At 38.6% G+C, this 21,274-nt stretch carries 14 protein-coding genes; 8 read left to right on the plus strand and 6 right to left on the minus strand.

Features of this window, described 5'->3' with window-relative positions; all coding sequences use genetic code 11:
• Positions 1–243 precede the first annotated feature (243 nt).
• A complete protein-coding gene (locus C7972_RS09730; protein ID WP_110355973.1) occupies positions 244–711 on the minus strand; it encodes a GNAT family N-acetyltransferase in 468 nt (155 codons plus the stop codon).
• 35 nt (positions 712–746) lie between these two features.
• Complete coding sequence (locus C7972_RS09735) at positions 747–2,057, minus strand: phosphoribosylamine--glycine ligase (protein WP_258364811.1); 1,311 nt, start codon at positions 2,055–2,057, stop codon at positions 747–749.
• 414 nt (positions 2,058–2,471) lie between these two features.
• Here C7972_RS09735 and C7972_RS09740 point away from each other — a divergent pair, with 414 nt between their 5' ends.
• Entirely contained in the window at positions 2,472–3,212 is a 741-nt protein-coding gene (locus C7972_RS09740; protein WP_110355974.1) for a tyrosine-protein phosphatase, read from the plus strand.
• Positions 3,213–3,342: 130 nt separating this feature from the next.
• The gene (locus C7972_RS09745) at positions 3,343–4,083 is read left to right on the plus strand and encodes a tyrosine-protein phosphatase (RefSeq protein WP_110355975.1); all 741 of its coding nucleotides are present in this window, start codon (positions 3,343–3,345) and stop codon (positions 4,081–4,083) included.
• Between the two features lies 1 nt (position 4,084).
• On the opposite strand, the gene C7972_RS09750 is transcribed toward C7972_RS09745, so the two are convergent.
• From C7972_RS09750 to C7972_RS09765, 4 genes are read right to left on the minus strand one after another with little or no spacing between them, the layout of a single operon-like run.
• Positions 4,085–6,463 (minus strand): tyrosine-protein kinase family protein, encoded by a 2,379-nt coding sequence (locus tag C7972_RS09750; protein WP_110355976.1) that lies wholly within the window; start codon positions 6,461–6,463, stop codon positions 4,085–4,087.
• A gap of 22 nt (positions 6,464–6,485) precedes the next feature.
• Positions 6,486–7,265, minus strand: a complete 780-nt coding sequence (locus tag C7972_RS09755; protein WP_258364812.1) for a polysaccharide biosynthesis/export family protein — start codon at positions 7,263–7,265, stop codon at positions 6,486–6,488.
• Between the two features lie 36 nt (positions 7,266–7,301).
• A complete protein-coding gene (locus C7972_RS09760; RefSeq protein ID WP_110355977.1) occupies positions 7,302–9,257 on the minus strand; it encodes a nucleoside-diphosphate sugar epimerase/dehydratase in 1,956 nt (651 codons plus the stop codon).
• Positions 9,254–10,387: a DegT/DnrJ/EryC1/StrS family aminotransferase gene (locus C7972_RS09765; protein WP_110355978.1), complete on the minus strand. Its 1,134-nt coding sequence runs from the start codon at positions 10,385–10,387 to the stop codon at positions 9,254–9,256. Before C7972_RS09765 ends, C7972_RS09760 begins: the two co-directional genes overlap by 4 nt.
• A gap of 457 nt (positions 10,388–10,844) precedes the next feature.
• Between C7972_RS09765 and C7972_RS09770 the strand changes: the two genes are divergently transcribed.
• The 6 genes from C7972_RS09770 to C7972_RS09800 all read left to right on the plus strand — a co-directional run.
• Positions 10,845–11,879, plus strand: a complete 1,035-nt coding sequence (locus C7972_RS09770) for an NAD-dependent epimerase (RefSeq protein WP_110356078.1) — start codon at positions 10,845–10,847, stop codon at positions 11,877–11,879.
• A gap of 193 nt (positions 11,880–12,072) precedes the next feature.
• Positions 12,073–13,071, plus strand: a complete 999-nt coding sequence (locus C7972_RS09775; protein ID WP_110355979.1) for an SDR family oxidoreductase — start codon at positions 12,073–12,075, stop codon at positions 13,069–13,071.
• 13 nt (positions 13,072–13,084) lie between these two features.
• Positions 13,085–14,413 carry a UDP-glucose/GDP-mannose dehydrogenase family protein gene (locus tag C7972_RS09780; RefSeq protein WP_110355980.1) on the plus strand — a complete coding sequence of 443 codons (1,329 nt, stop codon included), beginning with the start codon at positions 13,085–13,087 and terminating at the stop codon, positions 14,411–14,413.
• A gap of 29 nt (positions 14,414–14,442) precedes the next feature.
• A complete protein-coding gene (locus C7972_RS09785; RefSeq protein WP_110355981.1) occupies positions 14,443–15,723 on the plus strand; it encodes a nucleotide sugar dehydrogenase in 1,281 nt (426 codons plus the stop codon).
• A 735-nt stretch (positions 15,724–16,458) separates the two neighbouring features.
• Positions 16,459–18,024, plus strand: a complete 1,566-nt coding sequence (locus tag C7972_RS09790) for an Ig-like domain-containing protein (protein ID WP_110355982.1) — start codon at positions 16,459–16,461, stop codon at positions 18,022–18,024.
• 1,369 nt (positions 18,025–19,393) lie between these two features.
• On the plus strand, positions 19,394–21,274 hold a 1,881-nt coding region (locus C7972_RS09800), incomplete at its 3' end, for an Ig-like domain-containing protein (RefSeq protein ID WP_220020887.1).

A 21,274-nucleotide genomic window follows, 5' to 3' on the forward strand; every position in this document is an offset into this window, starting at 1 on the left:
ATCAATACCGAAGAATCACTTCCGTTTACTCCAAGTAGACTACCTAGAACGGAAAGGCCCGATGCCAAGAAGCTAAAACAAGAATTTAATGGTTAGATAGCCATATGTATCGAGAACCTTTTTTTTACACGACGCCCAGTTCCCGGTACAATCCTCCGCTATCGGATTGCTCCAAGTGATGATTTTCAACCTGGAACCTACCCACTCCGCTCAATCTCATTTTGCTTGATATGGCGACGGGGCTTAACCAAAACTACCTTCCCCAGGTGTATACGTAAATATCCATTCCGGATTATCCTCATCCCTACTTTTGGAATTGCATTTAAATCCATTCCTTACATAAAAAGATCGCAACCCTTCCTCCTCTACAGTAAGCCAATATGACTGATTTGGAAACTGCTCCTTTAATGCTGTAAGCCATTTGGAACCTAACGATTGCCCACGATATTTGGGATCAACAAATAAAAAACCTATATAATGAAAATTGGAGATCACGTACTTTTCCCACTCTTCAATCTCAAAATCCGTCATATTTGGAGGGGCCGTTCTAAAAACAATTCCCCCTGCAATTATGCCCATGGCATTTTCAAATACGTAGATACTTGCTTTTTCCTTGTAATCGTCCCATATAGGTTCAATGACATCTCGCCAATCCTCAGGAAGAATTTCAAAAAAAATTTGCCCATCATTCCCTAAATTTCTTAACTCCATATATAGCTCCTACTTTTAAGACTGCCAGATATCCCCTATAATAAACCCCAGGACCACAATCGGTCAAAATCATCGGCCCATCTATCACCTATGTCCGTTCTATAGTAAACATTATTGATAATGATATTGCTTATCCTATTCTGCATCATTTTTTGTGCATCTTTCATGGTCAACCCGGTTCCGGTAACCAATAAGGCAATACCCGTATTTCCCGTAATAAGCCATTCATCATTAATTTTTTTGAGATGCATGGGATGAACTCCATCCTTCATATCCTTTTTAAATACGATGACAGAATCTTTTGAGAATAGTTCAAACGTTTTTTTATCCTCGAAGGGAAAAGGTGGAACAACCATATAGGCTCCCACCTGAAATCCTTTTCTAACATTGATCCTAAAACTTACTCCTGAGGCCAGCTTATAGAACATGTTGCCGAGCGGTTCCAAAATTCCTGCTCGTTGTATAAAAATCTGTGGATAGCCAAATCTAGAGGTGAATTCCAAGGGATAAATTCCATTGCCGTTAACAATGCAATTAATATCCAATTGCCCAATAAAACCATCCTTGGCCAGGGAACTTTCAAACTTTTTCAAGGTCGCCTCAAAAATTGGGGAATCCTTGGTCCAGAACATACTGGAACCCATTTCCCCTGTTGATACACCCAATTCTTTGGGGAAAAGTTTCTTGTGTTCAAAAGTAATATTTATAGGATATATAAACTCCTTCCCGTTAAAATAAGCAGACGCGGACACCTCTACCCCTTTCACCTTGCGCTGCAATTGAAAATTGCCAAAATCATTTCCCCAGGATTTCTCATAGGCCTTTAAAACCCGAATTACGTCCAAACCTTCGTCATCACTTCCCACGAACAGCAATTGTTTGTATTCTTGGGTTTCGCCCGATGGCTTTATTACATAGGCATTGGGATTGGACTTGACATAGTCGATGGCGTCTTGAAAGTTGTAAAATTCTTTGGATGGCAATATTTTAATACCATGTTTCTTTAATTCTGCCTGTCCAAAATTACGATCCAGTTCCAACAGATCGGAATATTCCGTACCCCCGACCACCAATTTGCCCTGCGCCCTTAATTCCGAACAAATCTTACCATATCCGGTATAATCAAAAATAAGGACATCTGCCCAATCGATAAAACTCTTCCAGTCTTTGGCCTTTTGTACAAAACCATATCCGATTTCCTTGGAGGGCTTGTCTTCGATATACATTTTAACGGCGTGGCCTTCGTGCAGGATGGCTACCGCCATATCCAAGGTTTCTCCCCATCGGGAAACGATCAAGAAATTGCGTTTAATTTCTATTTGATTTTTTAATTTCTCTTTTTTCAATTTATGGAGATATATTATTTTTTTAAAAATTAGTTACCAAATTCAATTGAAACCACTAAGCGTGAAATAAAGTTTTTACTCGCAAAGTAAGCTGAAAATCAGCTATTTCCCTTCCAAAACAAAACAATTTTAATAAATATTCGTTAATGTTATCCGGCGTCCAAGATAGAGGACTGTATAGCATAACTATGTTATGCCCGAATGGGAGTGTAGGTTTCAATATACCAAGCTAGTGCCCAATAGTGAATAAATTTGAAACAAATATATGTGAAAATTAAATATCTAATTAAAATAGAGGACAGAAAATTACAACCAATCCTAGCCCTTTATGAAACGCATAAGCACCAAGGGTCTAATTTGTTCTAGCCATGTGTAAAGCCTAATGATATACTATACAAATATCAAATACCGCAAATGTTCCAAATCCTAAATAAGAAAATATTTCTAGCAGACTATCTAGGGCACTTCGTAGATATCCACAGCCATATACTACCTGGGCTAGATGACGGGGCACAGGATATTACGGACTCTTTGGACTTAATAAACGGATTTAATGAAATTGGCATTACCCACATAATAACCACTCCGCATGTAAATCAAAATTACTACCCCAATACAGGCGAATACATACATTCTGCCCACAATCAGGTGAAAAATCAATTATTGCAATTAGGTTTAAAACACATTGCCTTGGAATACTCCTCGGAATATATGATAGATGCCAATTTCGAGAATCTCCTGGACCAAAAACTTATATCTCCAATCCGCAATGAATTTTTATTGATAGAAATGCCCTTTTTACAAACTCCTATCAATTTTGACCAAGCTACTTTTAAAATAGCAACCAAGGGCTATTATCCAATTCTGGCACATCCAGAGCGCTACTTCTTTCTCCATAATAACTACAAAAAATACCATGACCTTAAATCCAAGGGAATCTTTCTACAATTAAACTTACTATCACTTGGCAACTATTATGGCAGGCAGGTATCAAAAATCGCGGAAAAGCTTCTGGAGGACAATTATATAGACTTTGCCGGTACAGACATACACAATGTTCAGCAATTGGAATTGCTCAAAGACATAAAACTAAGCAATCATATGTTGAACAAGTTAATCCCTATTCTACACAAGAATTTGGAAACCTTCTATTAAATTTTGTATAGAATGCCTATCAAAATACTGTAGATTTTTCTTCGATTTTATAGTTAAAAACACAATTGACTCAATGGATATCCATTAATGATAATTAATAATATCCTACCTTTGCCGGAAATTAGCATACATGTTTCATTTTTTTCAGAAGAAAAAATTCGTAGTTGACTCCCTTGAAAATTTTATAGACATACATAATCACATTCTACCTGGAATTGATGATGGTGCCAAAACTGTGGAAGACTCCGTTAAACTGATTAAAGGGTTCTCGGAAATTGGTATAAAAAAGTTTATTGCCACACCCCATATCATGAACAACTATTATCCAAATGATTATGATACGATCCTAACTGCACACGGTAAAGTACAAAACAAACTTTTAAGTGAAGGCATGAAGGACATCTCGTTGGATGTGGCCGCGGAACATATGATCGATGCCAATTTTGACCACCTTCTTGAACAGGGAAAAGTAATGCCTTTGAGGAATAATTATCTATTGATTGAAATGTCCTACTTACAGCCTCCCATCAATTTTGATGAGGCAATTTTAAATATAGCGGCCCATAGGTATTTCCCAATTCTGGCCCATCCTGAGAGATATGCCTTCATACACCAAGACTCTTCCAAATTTCAAAAATATAAGAATAGTGGAATTTTATTTCAGCTGAACCTCCTTTCCCTAGGTCAATTCTATGGGAAGGACGTACAAAAAAAGGCACATAAACTATTACAGAACGGACTAATAGATTATGTAGCCTCGGATGTCCACAATCAACAACAGTTACAAAGTATAAAGGAATTACAATTGAGCGATAATCTCATGAAATTACTTTATCCCGTTATTGAAAATACGATAAGCGATTTCTTTTAAATTAGAATTGCCACCATTTTTTATGGGATTTGCCATATCCATATCCATAGGAACCGCCATACCCCAAATTGGAGACCTTTACATTGTTTACAACAAAGGATAATCCCTTTAATTTGCCCTCCTTTTTTAATTTGGCGGGGAAGTCGAGTACTTTCTTCTCCGTTACTCCAGCTTTGGTTACATAAATAATATGATCCGCATATTCCGTAATCAGCAAGGTGTCCGTAACTACCATCAGAGGCGCGGTATCTACAACAACATAGTCGTATTTCTCAGAAACCTCTTCCAATAATTCTTTCATTCGACTGCTCATTAACAGTTCTGCCGGATTGGGCGGTATTTTCCCCGAATAAATAACATCAATGGTATTGTTGTGCACCAACATGGAATGGGTAATTTCTTTGACATTCAAATCCTTATCGTACAAATACTCTGTTAATCCGGTGTCCCTATTTCTGGAAGAACCACCAAGTTCGTCTACATTTTTACTTTTGAAGAAATTGTACAGTTTTGGATTTCGAATATCCGCCCCAATTAGAAGAACTTTTTTATTGGTACTGGCAAAAATCATAGAAAGGTTGGAGGAAAGAAATGTTTTCCCTTCACCTGGCACGGAGGAAGTAATATAGATGAGGTTTCCTTTGCCATCCTTTCTCTTGGACTTCATCATATAATCTATATTGGTCCTGATAATCCTTAAGGATTCTGCCAAAATAGACCTATCATCCTTACCTACCAATTTTGCCTCCTTTTTACCTAGTTTTGGAAGTTCCCCCAATACCGGTATATCCCTAATTAATTTCTCCAGGGTAGTTTTACTATGAACCTTGTTATCCAATAAATCGTTGGCATAGATTACTGAAAAAGGTATAAGTAACCCAAGAATTAAAGAGGCCAAAAATATAATTGGTTTTTTAGGTGAAACCGGCAACCTACTGGATGCATAGGCCCTATCTATCACCTTTGATTTCGGTGTTGCCGAGGCGAAAGTTATCTGGGATTCCTCTCGTTTCTGAAGTAAATACAGGTATAAGGATTCGGTAGTTTGCTGTTTCCTTCCTATATCCCGTAATGCTCGTTGATTTTTGGGTGCCGCGTACAACCTGGAATTCACTTGCGATAACTGGCTACTAAGACTATTTACTTGTAGTCCTAAATTGTTGGTCATACTTCCCAAACTGGATTTCATACTCCGTTTAAGGCCCTCCAATTGCTGGTCCAGATTAACGATAATTGGGTTTTTTTCATTGGAACTTTTAAGCAGACGGTTACGTTCGGCCACCAGCTCATTATATTTGGCCGTTGTACTAGCGATGGAAGGATCAGACAAACCTACATTGGAAGGTAGAACATCATAACCTTCTTGACTATCCACAAGATCTTTCATGGAGGAAGCAATATCCAACTGAAGTGATGCATTTTGCAGTTCTTGTTGACTACTGGCACTTACTGTTAAGTTTACGTTGGCTTGGGAGGCTATATCCGTAATCCCCCTACCGGATTTATAATCCTCTTCATTCTGATCTTCCTCTGAGAGGTCAGAATAGATATCGGTTATTCTATCATTAATAAACTCTGATGTTTTATCCGCAATGGCTTTCCTGTCCGCTATCGCATTATTATTATAAGTGTCCACCAGTGCATTAATAATATCCTTTGCCTTTTTTTGAACAGGGTCTTGCAATGAGATACTTAAAATATTGGACCCCTTATCAGGAGAAGATACTATAATATTTCGTTGATATTCAAGTACCGCATCTTCCAAGGGTATCACAACAATTTTAATTCTCTCACCCAAGTATTCCATGTAATTACCCATATTGGGCGTAATTACAACATCCCCAAGGGCAGTCGATATATTTTTACCATAGGAGACCACTTTAAAAGGTTCGCCCATAGACTCCGCAAAACCAAAAGTAGTTTCTGACGACAGTTCAAGAAAAAACTCTGTTCTGGAAGTATTCACCAATGAATCGGAAGCTATAAAGTTAATTATTACAGGAGGGTTATTGTAGAGTTCAGAATTTTTTATATTCCCCAGTAGAACCACCTTTACGCTTAAACCCAATTTCTTAACCACTTCAATAATATTTGAGCGTGATTTAATAATTTGAATTTCATCCTCTACCTTATTTTCAGTTCCTGAAAAAAGTTCCAAATCTTGAAATACATCCAATCCAGAACCATTACTCTTATCCTCCAAAATTTGAATCTTGGCTTCAGCCTCATATTGCGGAACACTATACCTAATATATAGATAAGCAAATGTAAATGCCAAAACAATACTCAATACGAACCATTTCCATTGTCTGGTATACGTGTGGAGCATGTCTTTTAAAGTGAAATTATTCGACAAATTATTATCAGAAATATTACTCATTTATTTAATAAAGAAAAATTAATTAATTTCTAGTCAAAAGTAGAACAGAAGAAGTTATTAGCACCGATGCTATTGAGATAGCGATGGTTGCCCTATTGTCCAAGCTGGAAGCCGTAATCAATGATTTATTGGGCTCTACATAGACCACGTCGTTTTGTGTCAAGTAATAAACAGGCGAGTTCAAAGCCTCCTTTGCCGTTAAATCTATACGTGTATAGACTTTTGTGCCGTTAAAATCACGTATCACCATTACATTGTCCCTTAGACCCTTAATATTTAAATCGCCAGCCAATCCAAGTGCCTCCAAGATAGTAATTTGTTCACCGTTAACCGGGTATGTTCCCGGTCTGTTAACAGCGCCCAAAACGGTAACTGAAAAATTCTTTAGCCGTATATTTATTATTGGATCCTTAAGATAATCCTTTAAACGCTCTGTCAACAAGAGTTTCGCCTCTGATGGTGAAAGCCCCAATAATTTAATAGGACCTAATACTGGAAAATCTATCTCCCCGTTTTTATCAATAATATAATCCAATTGTTCGGGCCGCATCCCACCTTCCTGGGAGCCTTTAAAGATATTAAAGGGAACACTGGCCTGTGGATCCAGGGTGGAGACGTTGATACTTACTACGTCGTCTACCTTAAATCGGTTTACATTGGAATTATCGCTGACAATGGTTTCAAATCCACTGGCATTTTGAAAATACACTACTTCCTTTTTGGTGGCACAAGAAGAAAACATTAAAATAGATATACCAAATATCAAAGCTCTAAATCCCATATGGGTCGTATTTTTATACATAATAAAATGAATTTTGGGTACAAGTATAGTGAAAAATTACGATTGCAAAATTTTATTGGACAATATAGTATTTGTATCCAATTGTTGCTTTTTCGTATCCTGAGGCACCTTTTTATCCAGTTTGCAGAGTTCTGAATTATTGGAAACATATTCAGGAACAATCTCCTTCATTAATTTCACCGTATTTTCATTGAAGAACATGTTAGAAACACATAATTCATTGATTTTGGTCTTGGTCTCCTCGTAGAACAGTTCCCTTGATTTACTAATCATTATTTTTTTGTGATAAGTAGGCATGGTATCCTCTCCGTTGGCCAATAGCTCCTCATATAATTTTTCCCCTGGTCTAAGCCCAGTAATTTTAATATCGATATCTTCCGGATATTTCAGTCCGGACAATTTGATCATATTCTTGGCCAAATCAAAAATCTTGACAGAATCCCCCATATCAAAGATAAATATCTCCCCACCTTGGCCCATACCACCAGCTTCCAATACCAATTGTGCCGCCTCCGGAATGGTCATAAAATAACGGGTTATATCCTTATGGGTTACCGTTAGCGGTCCACCCTTTTCTATTTGTTTTTTAAAGAGGGGAATTACGGAACCATTGGACCCCAATACATTTCCAAAGCGTGTAGTTATAAACTTGGTCTTCTTGTATTGTTCGGCACAACTAATATACATTTCCGCTATCCTCTTTGTGGCCCCCATTACATTGGTCGGGTTCACCGCCTTATCCGTAGAGACAAAAATGAACTTATCCACGTTATTGTCCAGGGAAAGATCCACAATGACCTTAGTACCCGCAACATTGATCTTAATAGCCTCATACGAATTGTACTCCATTAGAGGTACATGCTTGTATGCGGCAGCATGGAACACCATATTGGGCTTATATTCCTGAAAGATGGCGGACATTCTGTTTTTATCCCTTATATCCCCTACCAAGGGAATAAAATTATGGAAACCATTCTGTTTCAACTCTTGTTGTAGGTCGTACAATGCAGATTCGGCCTGATCAATAACCACCAAGGATTTATATTCACAGTTGGCAATTTGCCTAACTAATTCACTTCCTATGGAACCAGCACCACCAGTAACAAAGATTACCTTATCCCTAAGTTCATTGGCTATCCTCTTATTCTTGATATTGATCGGCACCCTGTCCAAAAGATCTTCGATCTGTACCTGCTTAATTTGGGAAATTTTTAGTTCACCATTGATCCAATCCTCTATAGGGGGAACAATTTTTACCTGCACCGGAAAATCCACCAATTCCTCAACCAAAGCTCTGAGCTTATTATGATCTATATTCTGTATAGAAAATATAATCTCTGATATATCATTGCTCTTTATAAAGTAATCTGTAAGTATTTCAGGGCCATATACCCTTACCCCATTGATGTTTTTACCCACCTTTTCATTATCCCTATCAATATAGCCTACCACCTTGGAAATACTCCCAGTGTGGCTTGTCAGGGCATTTTGTGTTAGTATACCCGACTCTCCGGCACCGTAAATAATTACATTTTTAGTGATTTTAAATTGCTTTACAAAATTGTAATATGCCGTTTTAAACACATAACGGGACGCCGTTAGGGCTATAAAATTTAAAAGACTATGTATGATTATTATCGATAAGGGAACTGTAAACCCTTCCATGTAATCCATTTCCCTGTTAAGGATGACCATAAAAATGGTAATGATACTGGAAAGACAAATAGCATTAAATATATTGTAGACATCCCTTACTCCGGTATGCCTTACAACCCCTTTATAGGAACCTGTTATTAAAAAAGATACGGCTCCAATTGCTATGATAATAGGCAGTTGTAAAAGCAATTTATCACTATCAAAATTCAAGGTAAGATTAAAACGGATGAGATAGGAAAACACGAAGGTTATCGATACCAAGGTTAAATCTACCATTAATACGATCCATTTGGAAGTATATTTCTGGGCCCTATTGGTTAAGTAGTTCTGTATCATTTGGTCATTATTTTTAAAATTACTGCAATTACACGATCCAAATCCGTCGTTTGAAGATTGGAACCACTGGGAAGACAAAGACCTCTATCGAACAACTCTTCAGAAGTTCCATCCACATAACTATCACAATTCTGAAACACAGGTTGCAAATGCATAGGCTTCCATAAAGGTCGGGATTCTATATCAACTTCCTGTAATTGACATCTTATTTTTTCGCGAATTTGTACAGATGGTGTTAAAATACAGGTAAGCCACCTATTGGAGTACATTTCTGGCATTTCTTCCAAAAACTCAATTCCCGATATATGTCCTAATTTCTGCTTATAATATTCAAAATTAAATCTTCTAGCTGCCACTCGGTCGTCCAGCACTTCCATTTGCCCTCTTCCAATTCCGGCCAGCACATTGCTCATTCTATAGTTATAACCAACTTCGGAGTGTTGGTAGTGCGGGGCATTATCCCTGGACTGGGTTGCCAAAAAGACGGCCTTTTCCTTATATTCATTGTTCTGTGTTACCATGGCCCCACCTCCGGAGGTGGTAATTATTTTATTCCCGTTGAAGGACAGAACACCAATTTCTCCAAAACTTCCACATTTCACACCTTTATATGTACTGCCTAATGCTTCTGCACTATCTTCCAACACAGGAATCCCATATTGTTCGCCAATGGCCTTTACCTCATCAACCTTATATGGCATGCCATAAAGATGGACCGCAATAATGGCTTTTGGTTTTTTACCTTTTTCAATCCTGTCCTCTATTGCCTTTTTCAACAAAACGGGCGAAATATTCCAGGTATCCTTCTCACTGTCTATAAATACCGGCTTGGCTCCCAAATAACAAATGGGATTGGCAGAAGCGGAAAAGGTAAAACTTTGACAAAGAACTTCATCCCCTGTAGACACCCCGAGCAACACTAAACCTAAGTGAATTGCTGCTGTACCTGAACTTAGGGCAGCAACATGTACCTTGTTATCCAAATAGTTTTCAATGCTTGCTTCGAAGCCGTTTACATTGGGCCCAAGAGGTGCTACCCAATTGGTGTCAAATGCCTCGTTTACGTAGTGCTGTTCCTTTTGCCCCATATGTGGAGAGGAAAGCCAAATTTTTGTAGTAGTAATGGTCATTAAAATTTAGGGTTTATTTAAATCTCTGGAACAAAAATAGATATACTTTTTGGTAATAAATGATTATGGCTTTTAATTTCGTTTAAGAATAAAAAATATCGTTTAACTACCTCTATCGAACATTTTAACCATATAATTCCAATGCTCATCGAGGGTTGTTACATCCATGAATACAAACTTCCCCTTAAAAGTTTATCCCATAACCATTATAGATCCGAAGTACCTCATAAACAGAATGGAATCTTAAAAAGAATAAAACAACGCAGTACTTTTTACAAGGTCCTCGTCCAAAATTTTTGAACCCACATTACTGACCAATTTCATTAATAGCTGTTTTTTTTTAGGTCCCCTGACTTAAGAAACATTATATTCTTCCACGGTCCCTTTCCATTAATTTGCTTTATTATTTATACTTTTGGCTACCTATCTACTTATGCTAGATATAAACTGTAGAGGAATGAAAATTTTAGTTACCGGCGCTGCTGGATTTATTGGCTTTCATGTGTCGCAAGTACTTATTTCCAAAGGACATAAGGTTGTAGGACTGGATAATATAAACAACTATTACGACATTGAAATAAAATATGCCCGATTAGAGGTATTGGGCATTATTAGGGGCAATGCCGAAAAATTTGGCCATATAGGCAACAGCAAAACACATCCTGGTTCGTTTTCCTTTATACGGATGAACTTGGAAGATCGTGAGGCCCTGCCACAATTATTCCAAGATCAAAAATTTGATGCAGTCTGTAATCTGGCCGCACAGGCTGGGGTACGTTATAGCCTTGAAAATCCAGAAGCCTATATAGACAGTAATGTTGTAGGGTTTCTTAATATTTTGGAGTGTTGTAGACATCACAACATAAAACATCTTGTGTACGCCAGTAGCTCCAGTGTTTATGGTCTTAACAAAAAAACACCCTTTGAGACCACGGACAATGTGGATCATCCCATTAGCCTGTACGCCGCCACCAAAAAGAGCAATGAACTTATGGCCCATACCTACAGTCACCTTTATGGCTTTGCTACTACCGGCCTCAGGTTCTTTACTGTTTACGGCCCATGGGGAAGACCCGATATGGCCTTGTTCCTCTTTACGGACGCCATGGTAAAGGGAAAGCCCATTAAGATCTTTAACAAAGGTAATATGGAAAGGGATTTTACCTATATAGATGATATAACTGAAGGAGTGGTCCGTATACTGGAAAAGGACACTTCAACAAGAATTAAAAACGGCAAGAGCTACAAAATCTACAACATTGGTAACAACAACTCAGTTAAATTACTCGATTTTATCGAAGCTATAGAAGTAAATTTGGGTATAAAAAGCAAAAGGGAACTACTGCCCATGCAACCTGGGGATGTTGAAAAAACATGGGCCAATGTAGATGAACTGATAAATGATTACGGTTACAGCCCCAATACCACTATAAAGAAAGGTATAGCCAACTTTATTTCTTGGTATAAGAATTACTACCAAATAAGTCAATAACCCCAACTACATAATATTCGGTCAACAACCTATTTAAATTATCCTTAAAAACCACTTATATTGGGTTACCGATGATATTAAGTATTAAAATCCAACTGTAATTCCATTTCATCGATTTTATTACGACTTAAAATAAAATTCACTTTATTTTAAAATTCTTTTATTCACCTTTGCACCTCAAAACGAATTTAACATGAATAACTCATTGATAAAACTAAATTCCAACTGCCATATATTGGTTACAGGAGGAGCTGGCTTTATTGGTTCCAATTTATGTGAGGCGTTGTTGAACAATGGCAATACAGTAAGCTGTTTGGACAATTTTGCCACAGGAAAACGGGAAAACATTGCCAACCTAATGACCAATTCGCAATTTGAATTGATTGAGGGGGATATTCGAAATTTAAGCGATTGTACCAAGGCCTGCAAGGGTGCCGATTATGTTTTACACCAGGCCGCGTTGGGGTCGGTACCCAGATCCATAAACGACCCTATCACCAGTAACGATGTTAATATTACCGGTTTTTTAAATATGTTGGTGGCGGCCCGGGATGCCAAAGTAAAACGCTTTGTATATGCGGCCAGCTCCTCCACCTATGGAGACTCTGCTGCCCTACCCAAGGTAGAAGATATCATAGGGAAACCCCTTTCCCCATATGCCATCACCAAATATGTAAATGAACTTTATGCCGATATTTTCAGCAAAACTTATGGACTGGAAACCATAGGCCTGCGATATTTTAATGTTTTTGGCAGAAAGCAGGACCCCAATGGCGCCTATGCAGCTGTAATCCCCAAGTTCGTAATGCAACTTATGAAGTACCAGTCCCCTACCATAAACGGGGATGGGAGCTATTCCAGAGATTTCACCTATATAGACAATGTTATCCAAATGAATCTCAGGGCCATAAGTAGTAACAATAAAGAAGCCGTAAATACCGTTTACAATGTAGCTTTTGGAGAACGGACGGATTTAAGGGAATTGGTATCCCTTTTAAAGGAATATCTAAGCGATTATGACCCCGAGATTGCCAAAGTGGAAATTAAATACGGTCCTAACCGCCAAGGAGATATTCCCCATTCCTTGGCTTCAATAGATAAAGCCAAAAAGTTATTGGGATACAACCCTTTGTTCAACATAAACACCGGTTTAAAAGAAGCCGTAAAGTGGTATTGGGAAAATTTAAAATAAATTATTTAGACAAATGAACTTAACAGTAATAGGAACAGGATATGTAGGGCTCGTTAGTGGTACATGCTTTGCCGAAATGGGCAATACGGTAACCTGTGTGGATGTAGATCACAAAAAAATTGAAAACCTTAAAAAGGGCATTATACCCATTTATGAACCTGGGCTGGATGCCATGGTAAAACGGAATGTTCAAAACAATACCCTAAGATTTAGTACTGACCTAAGTGCTAATTTAGCTAAATGTGATATCGCCTTTATCGCTGTTGGCACTCCTATGGGCCAAGATGGATCGGCGGATCTAAAATACGTATTACAAGTAGCTACCGAAATAGGCCAAAACATGCAACACCCCTTGATTGTGGTTGATAAATCCACTGTACCCGTGGGCACTGCAGACAAGGTTAAGGCCACAATACAAAAGGAATTGGACCAACGACAAGTATCCATTGAATTCGATGTCGTATCCAATCCTGAGTTTTTAAAGGAAGGTGATGCCATTAGCGATTTCATGAAACCGGATCGGGTGGTCGTAGGAGCTGACAACGACGAAGCAGCAAACAAAATGCGAACCCTGTATAGCCCATTCTTTAGAAGCAGTGTTGATCGGCTAATTGTAATGGATGTACGTTCAGCTGAAATGACCAAATATGTAGCCAATGCCATGTTGGCTACCAAAATTTCCTTTATGAACGAAATAGCCAATATCTGTGAATTGGTGGGCGCAGACGTAAACAAGGTGCGTATAGGAATTGGATCGGACAGCAGAATAGGCTACAGCTTTATTTATCCCGGTAGTGGATACGGGGGTTCCTGTTTTCCAAAAGACGTAAAGGCTTTAAAAAAGACCGCTGAGGAACATGGCTATAATGCCCAACTCATTAGCTCTGTGGAAGATGTTAACAATAAACAAAAGTTTGTTATCGCTCAAAAAGTAGTTAAAAGATTTGGGGAAGACCTAAAAGGAAAAACATTTTCGGTATGGGGCTTGGCCTTTAAACCTGAAACCGATGACATGAGGGAAGCTCCGGCAATTTATATCATCATGGAATTGGTAAAGCGCGGTGCCAAGATCCAAGCCTACGATCCCAAGGCCATGGACGAAGCCAAGCACTTTTATCTAAAGGACCTAAAGGAAGTCACCTATTGCAACTCCAAGTATGAAACTCTTAAGAACGCAGATGCTATGATTTTACTCACTGAGTGGAAGGAGTTTAGGTCCCCGGATTTTAATGAACTAAAGATACAGCTCAAAACACCTATTATTTTTGATGGCCGTAATCAGTACAACGATGAGCTAATGACCGAAAAAGGATTCGAGTATTACCAAATTGGTAAAAAGTAATTTTTATTGCATTTTTGACTCAAAGCAAAATGGATACTAAAAAAATAGCGGTAATAGGATTGGGTTATGTAGGTTTACCCTTGGCACGATTATTCGCTACCAAATACCCCACCATTGGATTCGATATCAATCAGACCAGAATTAAGGAATTACAAGGTGGAAAAGACCACACTTTGGAGATTGAGGATGACGTTCTAAAAGCGGTATTATCAGATTCCCCAAAAATGGTCAGTGGCCTATACTGTACCAATCGGTTAGAAGATATTTCAGATTGCAATTATTATATTGTAACGGTGCCCACCCCTGTTGACAGTACCAATAGACCCGTTTTAGCACCCTTGTACAAGGCTAGCGAAACAGTGGGAAAAGTATTGAAAAAAGGAGACGTGGTGGTATACGAATCCACGGTTTACCCCGGGGTTACCGAAGACGAATGTATTCCAGTTTTGGAAAGAATAAGTGGTCTCAAATTTAATGAGGATTTTTATGCGGGTTATTCCCCCGAACGTATTAATCCAGGGGATAAGGAACATACCATAGAAAAGATCTTAAAGGTCACTTCCGGCTCAACCCCTGAGATAGGTCAGAAAGTAAACGAACTTTACGCTTCTGTAATAACGGCAGGTACCCACTTGGCCCCTAGCATCAGGGTTGCAGAGGCTGCCAAAGTAATAGAGAATTCGCAACGCGATATCAATATTGCCTTTGTTAACGAATTGGCTAAAATTTTCAACCTTATGGGTATTGACACCCATGCCGTTTTGGAAGCCGCAGGAACCAAATGGAATTTTCTTCCATTTAAACCAGGTCTTGTAGGCGGACACTGTATTGGAGTGGACCCCTATTATTTGGCCCAAAAGGCCCAAGAGTACGGCTATCATCCGGAAATCATCCTGGCAGGTAGGCGAATGAACGATGGTATGGGCAAGTATGTGGCCTCAGAGGTAGTAAAACTAATGGTTCAAAATGATATAAAAGTGAAGGGATCCAATATTTTGGTGTTGGGCATTACTTTTAAAGAAAATTGTCCGGACGTTAGAAATACCAAAGCGGTGGATGTCATAAATAATTTGAGCAGTTATGGAGCACATGTAGATATTTTGGACCCATGGGCCAATCCCGATGAAGTATTCCAGGAATATGGCCTGACTACCGAAAAAAATCTATCCCAAAACAAGTATGACGCTATTGTTTTGACCGTAGCCCATAAAGAATTCATACCTCTAGACTTTAAAAGTATGTTAAAGCCGCATGGGGTACTATATGATGTAAAGGGTATACTCCACAACAAAGCTGATGCTAGGCTATAATGAACCAATAATTGCATCTGGCCATTCAAAAGTAACTCGCAACAAACTTATCCTAGCATGTCCTTCCAAAACCTAGGGTAAGAAAATAAGAACAATAAATAATTTAGCCCAACGGCCACAAGCTCGTTGGGCTTATTATTTATAGACTTCCATCCCTACTTATTTTGGTCCGGCATCGGCATTCCATAAAAGTAAATTATGGCAAGAATAGTGCTTTTTATTATTCACTACCACACCTTCTCCAAAGAAATCAATTATGAATTTTAGGTGATATTTATCTACAGTGATCAAGATTACCAGATTGAGGACCGCTCTCGATCCTCTACACACTACACCTTATCCAACATCCCTAGGCATCCATCGGACTAAATTCTTGATAAAAACAAACAAAGTATTGCCTAAAAAATTACCGTATAGATATTCCCTGGTTCAACATTAAATAAACACATGGAACTGCCCATAACAAAAATTACTTAAATAAGTGAACGAAGTCTTAAATTACTGTTAAAATTTTAACATTATCGCACCAATATTGCACTGAAATCTTAAATAAACGTGTAGTTCATCGAAAAACCAAATTTCAAACATCCAAGTCGCACAAACAAACGTAAAACCATCATTGAACATAAATAGTGCAGTTCATCGAAAAAATTAGATCTTTTGCCGATGTTGTTGTAAAAATAAATAATATTGTAAAACCCAATGGATTATCATTAAAAATAACGTCTTATACTTATGAAATTTCACCCCTCGAATATCTTTATAACGACCTTTTCGTGCACCCTCCTTTTTTTAACCGCATCCTGCAACAAAGATTCCGATTTGTTGGCAGAATATGTGGTAGAGAATCCACAAGCCTTTATGGTAAATGACATTGTCGTTACACTGGCAAACAAGCCTATTGTTATTGCCCCTCTAAGCAATGACACGTTTGACGAGCCGGAAAAGGTAACGATTACCGAGGTAACTCCACCTAAATTGGGAACTGCCGAGGTTTTGGAAGATAATACCGTTGTATACACCCCCAATACAGACGAAACAGGAACCGATGAATTTGATTACACAACTTCTGTCACTAATCCGGATAATACGGTTTCCACCGAAACTGGGAACATTACGGTTACCGTAACCCCTACCGATAAAACCCCCACCGACCCCAATGCCGTAAATTTCAGTAAATACGGTGCCGTAGGCGATGGTAAAAAAGATGATACAAAAGCCATTCAGGCAGCATTGGATGCGGAAGAATCCCTTGTGGCCGATGAAGGGGCCACCTTCCTTATATCAAGCAAGTTGGATATAGATCAAAAATTTGAACACACCATTGATTGGAACGGGGCAACCATTATCACAACTGCCAAATTAAGTCCAATGATAAAGGTGGACAAAAGGTCTTCCAATGGAGGGTTGACCACAATGACCAATTTGAACATCAACGGAAATGGTGTTGCCCAAAGAGGTATCGAGTGTAATTCCATTGTCAACCTATCCAATTTTGAGGTGGACAAGTTTCGACAATCGACCACGGCAAGTCCAGCCGGTGTTTACATACACGTCTACAACGATGCCGATTGCTATGGCGATTGGATCTTTGACAATGTTAACGTAAGTGATGTTAGGGGAGCCGATAACGGCGTTACAACCGATTCATGGGGCGCTGCAAACGGTTATCTTATTTACTGGGTGCAAGTTCCGAGTTCTCCAACAAAATTGATCGTGAAGAATGGAGAGGTGCATGATTGTTGGGGCGAGGATGCCCAGGCCATTGGAACATTTTCTTCAGGGATAGACATAAGCTTCTCCAACGGCTCTATGGAGTTTACCAACATGAACCTTTATGATTGGGAAAGAAGATGTGCCAAGAATTTTACAGGAAATACCACTTGGACCAATTGTACCTTTACAGACCCATCACCTTCCAACCCCAACCTATCAAGTAAAAACAAGTCGGGCATGGTCGTTTTTGGCATGGGCTCTGGCGCCAAAGGAGGCGACAACACCGTATTTAACAATTGTAATTTTGTAGGCAAAGGTTACGATGGAAGGGTCATTGGATTACAAAATGACAAAGTTGAATTCAACAACTGTACATTTAGCGGAGGAGCCAGGCTGGCCTTTACCATGGCCATTGGCGATGTTACCATCTGTAATAATGTATTTGAATCAGGAAGTTCCATTTATGACTATAACATTAGTGCCTCCAAATATACAGGTCAGGTATTAATAGGAACAAACAACAGTGGCTCTACCAATTATATAGATTTGGATAGCTCCAAATGGTCCAGTACTAATTGTAATTAGGCTTAAATTCAATATTCATCCATGATATTTCACAGCAAAGAATCAGGTTTCCCTGGTTCTTTGTTTGCTTTTATACAGAATAGCCCATCTCTTCCAATTAATTTTAAGATTATTTAAGAAAAGAAATCTTTATTTGCTGTAAATAATCAAAAACCCAAGACTAATTCACACCACTTTGTGCATTATTGCATAAAGGAAAACAAAAAATTAACAACAGAAGAATGGAAATCCATTTCTTTTGCCAGTTGCGTCCATTCATTTATAACCTCCCATTACTTTATTAAATTCCAATTCAACCAAAGTTTTATACACCCTATCGGATCATACAATAGGTGGAGAAAGTAAACCCATATTGATAACATGTCAAGAATCATATCCTAAACTTAGAAATTGACCTGTAAAGCAAAGGATTAACAAATGTTCCTTGAACGACATAAAAACCACTTCAAAAGAACATTATCTCCATGCCCCCCTCTGTTTCCTGTTCTACAACAGAATAAATTAACTTAAAATGTAGAATTAAATATGTGTTCCTAAATTTAGAATGGCATCACAAACTTATTTTTATTTGCTACATAGCCGTTGAATCCCAACTTTTCCAAACCTTTTACAAATATTGGAACTTGTTGGACCGTTTTTTTTGAGGAACATCTCCCATTTCACCCAAACTGCACCCTTCTTTTTTCTCCAACGGATTACAATACAACATTGCCATCCCTCAGGGCCTTTAATACTACCTTCCCGGCAACCTAACTGCACTACCCCTACATGGGCTTGCCCATTGCTTATAGTTCCGCCCACGGCCTCCTGAATGCCCGGCACTCCCAACACTATTACCACTTCCTATCCCGATCAGTCTACATTCTCCCATCTTATTCTCTCTTAACGAACCAAATCTGCACTGCTGAAGCTAAAAGAGAAAACAAAAGTGGCCAATTAAATCAAGCCAATACTATTAATACGTTTTACTCAAGGCCGTTAAATAATTGGTTTATTAAAGTTTCCCTAATCCAAAGTATCTAATGTATTTTAAAGCCCCATTATTGGCTTCCAGAACTTTTCAATTCCTTCTTTTACCGTATTCCATTTTAAAAACCCAAAATATTCTTACTGTTCCAAACAATTTAAAACCGATTTAAATGTTAAAAAATTGGCATATACCCCAACTAAACAAGCTCAAATCTTAAAGAAAGAAGCATTTCATCGAAAAAAGGAATTCATGACATCTAAACCCTAAAAACTAAACGTAAATCTACCTGTTCATCAAAAAATAGGCATTTTGCCGAAAATATATGTCATATATCGATGATGTTGTGAAAAGTAAAATTATTAAAACCCCATTAATTAATTAAATTAAAGTCCAGAACTTATGAAAATCACCCCCTCGAATCTAGTACAAGTGACCCTACTATGCCTTGTTCTTTTTTTAAATTTTTCCTGTAACAAGGATTCCGACCTTTTAGCCGAATATGTTGTGAATGAAAATCCAACAAGTAGCGAACCCAATGAAGTAATAATTGATTTGGCAAAAGCAGAGTTTATTACTGAAGAAGATCAGCCTGTAACCTTTAACTTACTAAATAATTCAGACAGTAAAAGAAAAGGACGTCGAAGATATAAAAGTAACACAAAGCCTAAAATTGGTGACATTACAATTGAAAAAGACAGTATAGCTGTATATACCCCTCCCAACGATTATAACGGGAAGGATAATATCGAAATAACATTGGAAGTTACCAACGAGGATGAAACCATTACGGAAGAGGTTGTAACCATTGATGTTACCGTTGAGCCTGTAACCGATGTTGTAGTTGACACCATCGCTGTAACCCCTGGTGAACCTGTAGTTATAGAACCCCTTAAGAACGACACATTTAAGGAAGAAAGTGAAGTAATTATAACCGAAGTTAGCCAACCGTCCAATGGTACAGTGGTGCTTAATGAGGACAATACTATCACCTATAATCCAAACACTGATATTCCCGAGGAAGAAACTCCTGTAGAGGAAACTCCGGTAGAGGAAACTCCGGAAGTTGAAACCCCGGAAGAGGATAATTTTACCTATACTACTTCTGTCACTAATCCGGATAATACGGTTTCCACCGAAACTGGGAACATTACGGTTACCGTAACCCCTACCGATAAAAACCCCACCGACCCCAATGCCGTAAATTTCAGTAAATACGGTGCCGTAGGCGATGGTAAAAAAGATGATACAAAAGCCATTCAGGCAGCATTAGATGCGGAAGAATCCCTTGTGGCCGATGAAGGGGCCACCTTCCTTATATCAAGCAAGTTGGATATAGATCAAAAATTTGAACACACCATTGATTGGAACGGGGCAACCATTATCACAACTGCCAAATTAAGTCCAATGATAAAGGTGGACAAAAGGTCTTCCAATGGAGGGTTGACCACAATGACCAATTTGAACATCAACGGAAATGGTGTTGCCCAAAGAGGTATCGAGTGTAATTCCATTGTCAACCTATCCAATTTTGAGGTGGATAGTTTTCTACAATCGACCACGGCAAGTCCAGCCGGTGTTTACATACACGTCTACAACGATGCCGATTGCTATGGCGATTGGATCTTTGACAATGTTAACGTAAGTGATGTTAGGGGAGCCGATAACGGCGTTACAACCGATTCATGGGGCGCTGCAAACGGTTATCTTATTTACTGGGTGCAAGTTCCGAGTTCTCCAACAAAATTGATCGTGAAGAATGGAGAGGTGCATGATTGTTGGGGCGAGGATGCCCAGGCCATTGGAACATTTTCTTCAGGGATAGACATAAGCTTCTCCAACGGCTCTATGGAGTTTACCAACATGAACCTTTATGATTGGGAAAGAAGATGTGCCAAGAATTTTACAGGAAATACCACTTGGACCAATTGTACCTTTACAGACCCATCACCTTCCAACCCCAACCTATCAAGTAAAAACAAGTCGGGCATGGTCGTTTTTGGCATGGGCTCTGGTGCCAAAGGTGGTGACAATACCGTATTTAACAATTGTAATTTCGTAGGCAAAGGTTACGATGGAAGGGTCATTGGATTACAAAATGACAAAGTTGAATTCAACAACTGTACATTTAGCGGAGGAGCCAGACTGGCCTTTACCATGGCCATTGGCGATGTTACCATCTGTAATAATGTATTTGAATCAGGAAGTTCCATTTATGACTATAACATTAGTGCCTCCAAATATACAGGTCAGGTATTAATAGGAACAAACAACAGTGGCTCT

The organism is Arenibacter sp. ARW7G5Y1, assembly GCF_003201775.1.
Lineage (GTDB): Bacteria > Bacteroidota > Bacteroidia > Flavobacteriales > Flavobacteriaceae > Arenibacter.

Coding starts and splice junctions, on each gene's coding strand:
- C7972_RS09740 (WP_110355974.1), top strand. CDS start 2,472: ATGTTCCAAATCCTAAATAAGAAAATATTTCTAGCAGACTATCTAGGG.
- C7972_RS09775 (WP_110355979.1), top strand. CDS start 12,073: ATGAATAACTCATTGATAAAACTAAATTCCAACTGCCATATATTGGTT.
- C7972_RS09780 (WP_110355980.1), top strand. CDS start 13,085: ATGAACTTAACAGTAATAGGAACAGGATATGTAGGGCTCGTTAGTGGT.
- C7972_RS09765 (WP_110355978.1), bottom strand. CDS start 10,387: ATGACCATTACTACTACAAAAATTTGGCTTTCCTCTCCACATATGGGG.
- C7972_RS09785 (WP_110355981.1), top strand. CDS start 14,443: ATGGATACTAAAAAAATAGCGGTAATAGGATTGGGTTATGTAGGTTTA.
- C7972_RS09730 (WP_110355973.1), bottom strand. CDS start 711: ATGGAGTTAAGAAATTTAGGGAATGATGGGCAAATTTTTTTTGAAATT.
- C7972_RS09750 (WP_110355976.1), bottom strand. CDS start 6,463: ATGAGTAATATTTCTGATAATAATTTGTCGAATAATTTCACTTTAAAA.
- C7972_RS09770 (WP_110356078.1), top strand. CDS start 10,845: ATGAAAATTTTAGTTACCGGCGCTGCTGGATTTATTGGCTTTCATGTG.
- C7972_RS09745 (WP_110355975.1), top strand. CDS start 3,343: ATGTTTCATTTTTTTCAGAAGAAAAAATTCGTAGTTGACTCCCTTGAA.
- C7972_RS09755 (WP_258364812.1), bottom strand. CDS start 7,265: ATGTATAAAAATACGACCCATATGGGATTTAGAGCTTTGATATTTGGT.
- C7972_RS09790 (WP_110355982.1), top strand. CDS start 16,459: ATGAAATTTCACCCCTCGAATATCTTTATAACGACCTTTTCGTGCACC.
- C7972_RS09760 (WP_110355977.1), bottom strand. CDS start 9,257: ATGATACAGAACTACTTAACCAATAGGGCCCAGAAATATACTTCCAAA.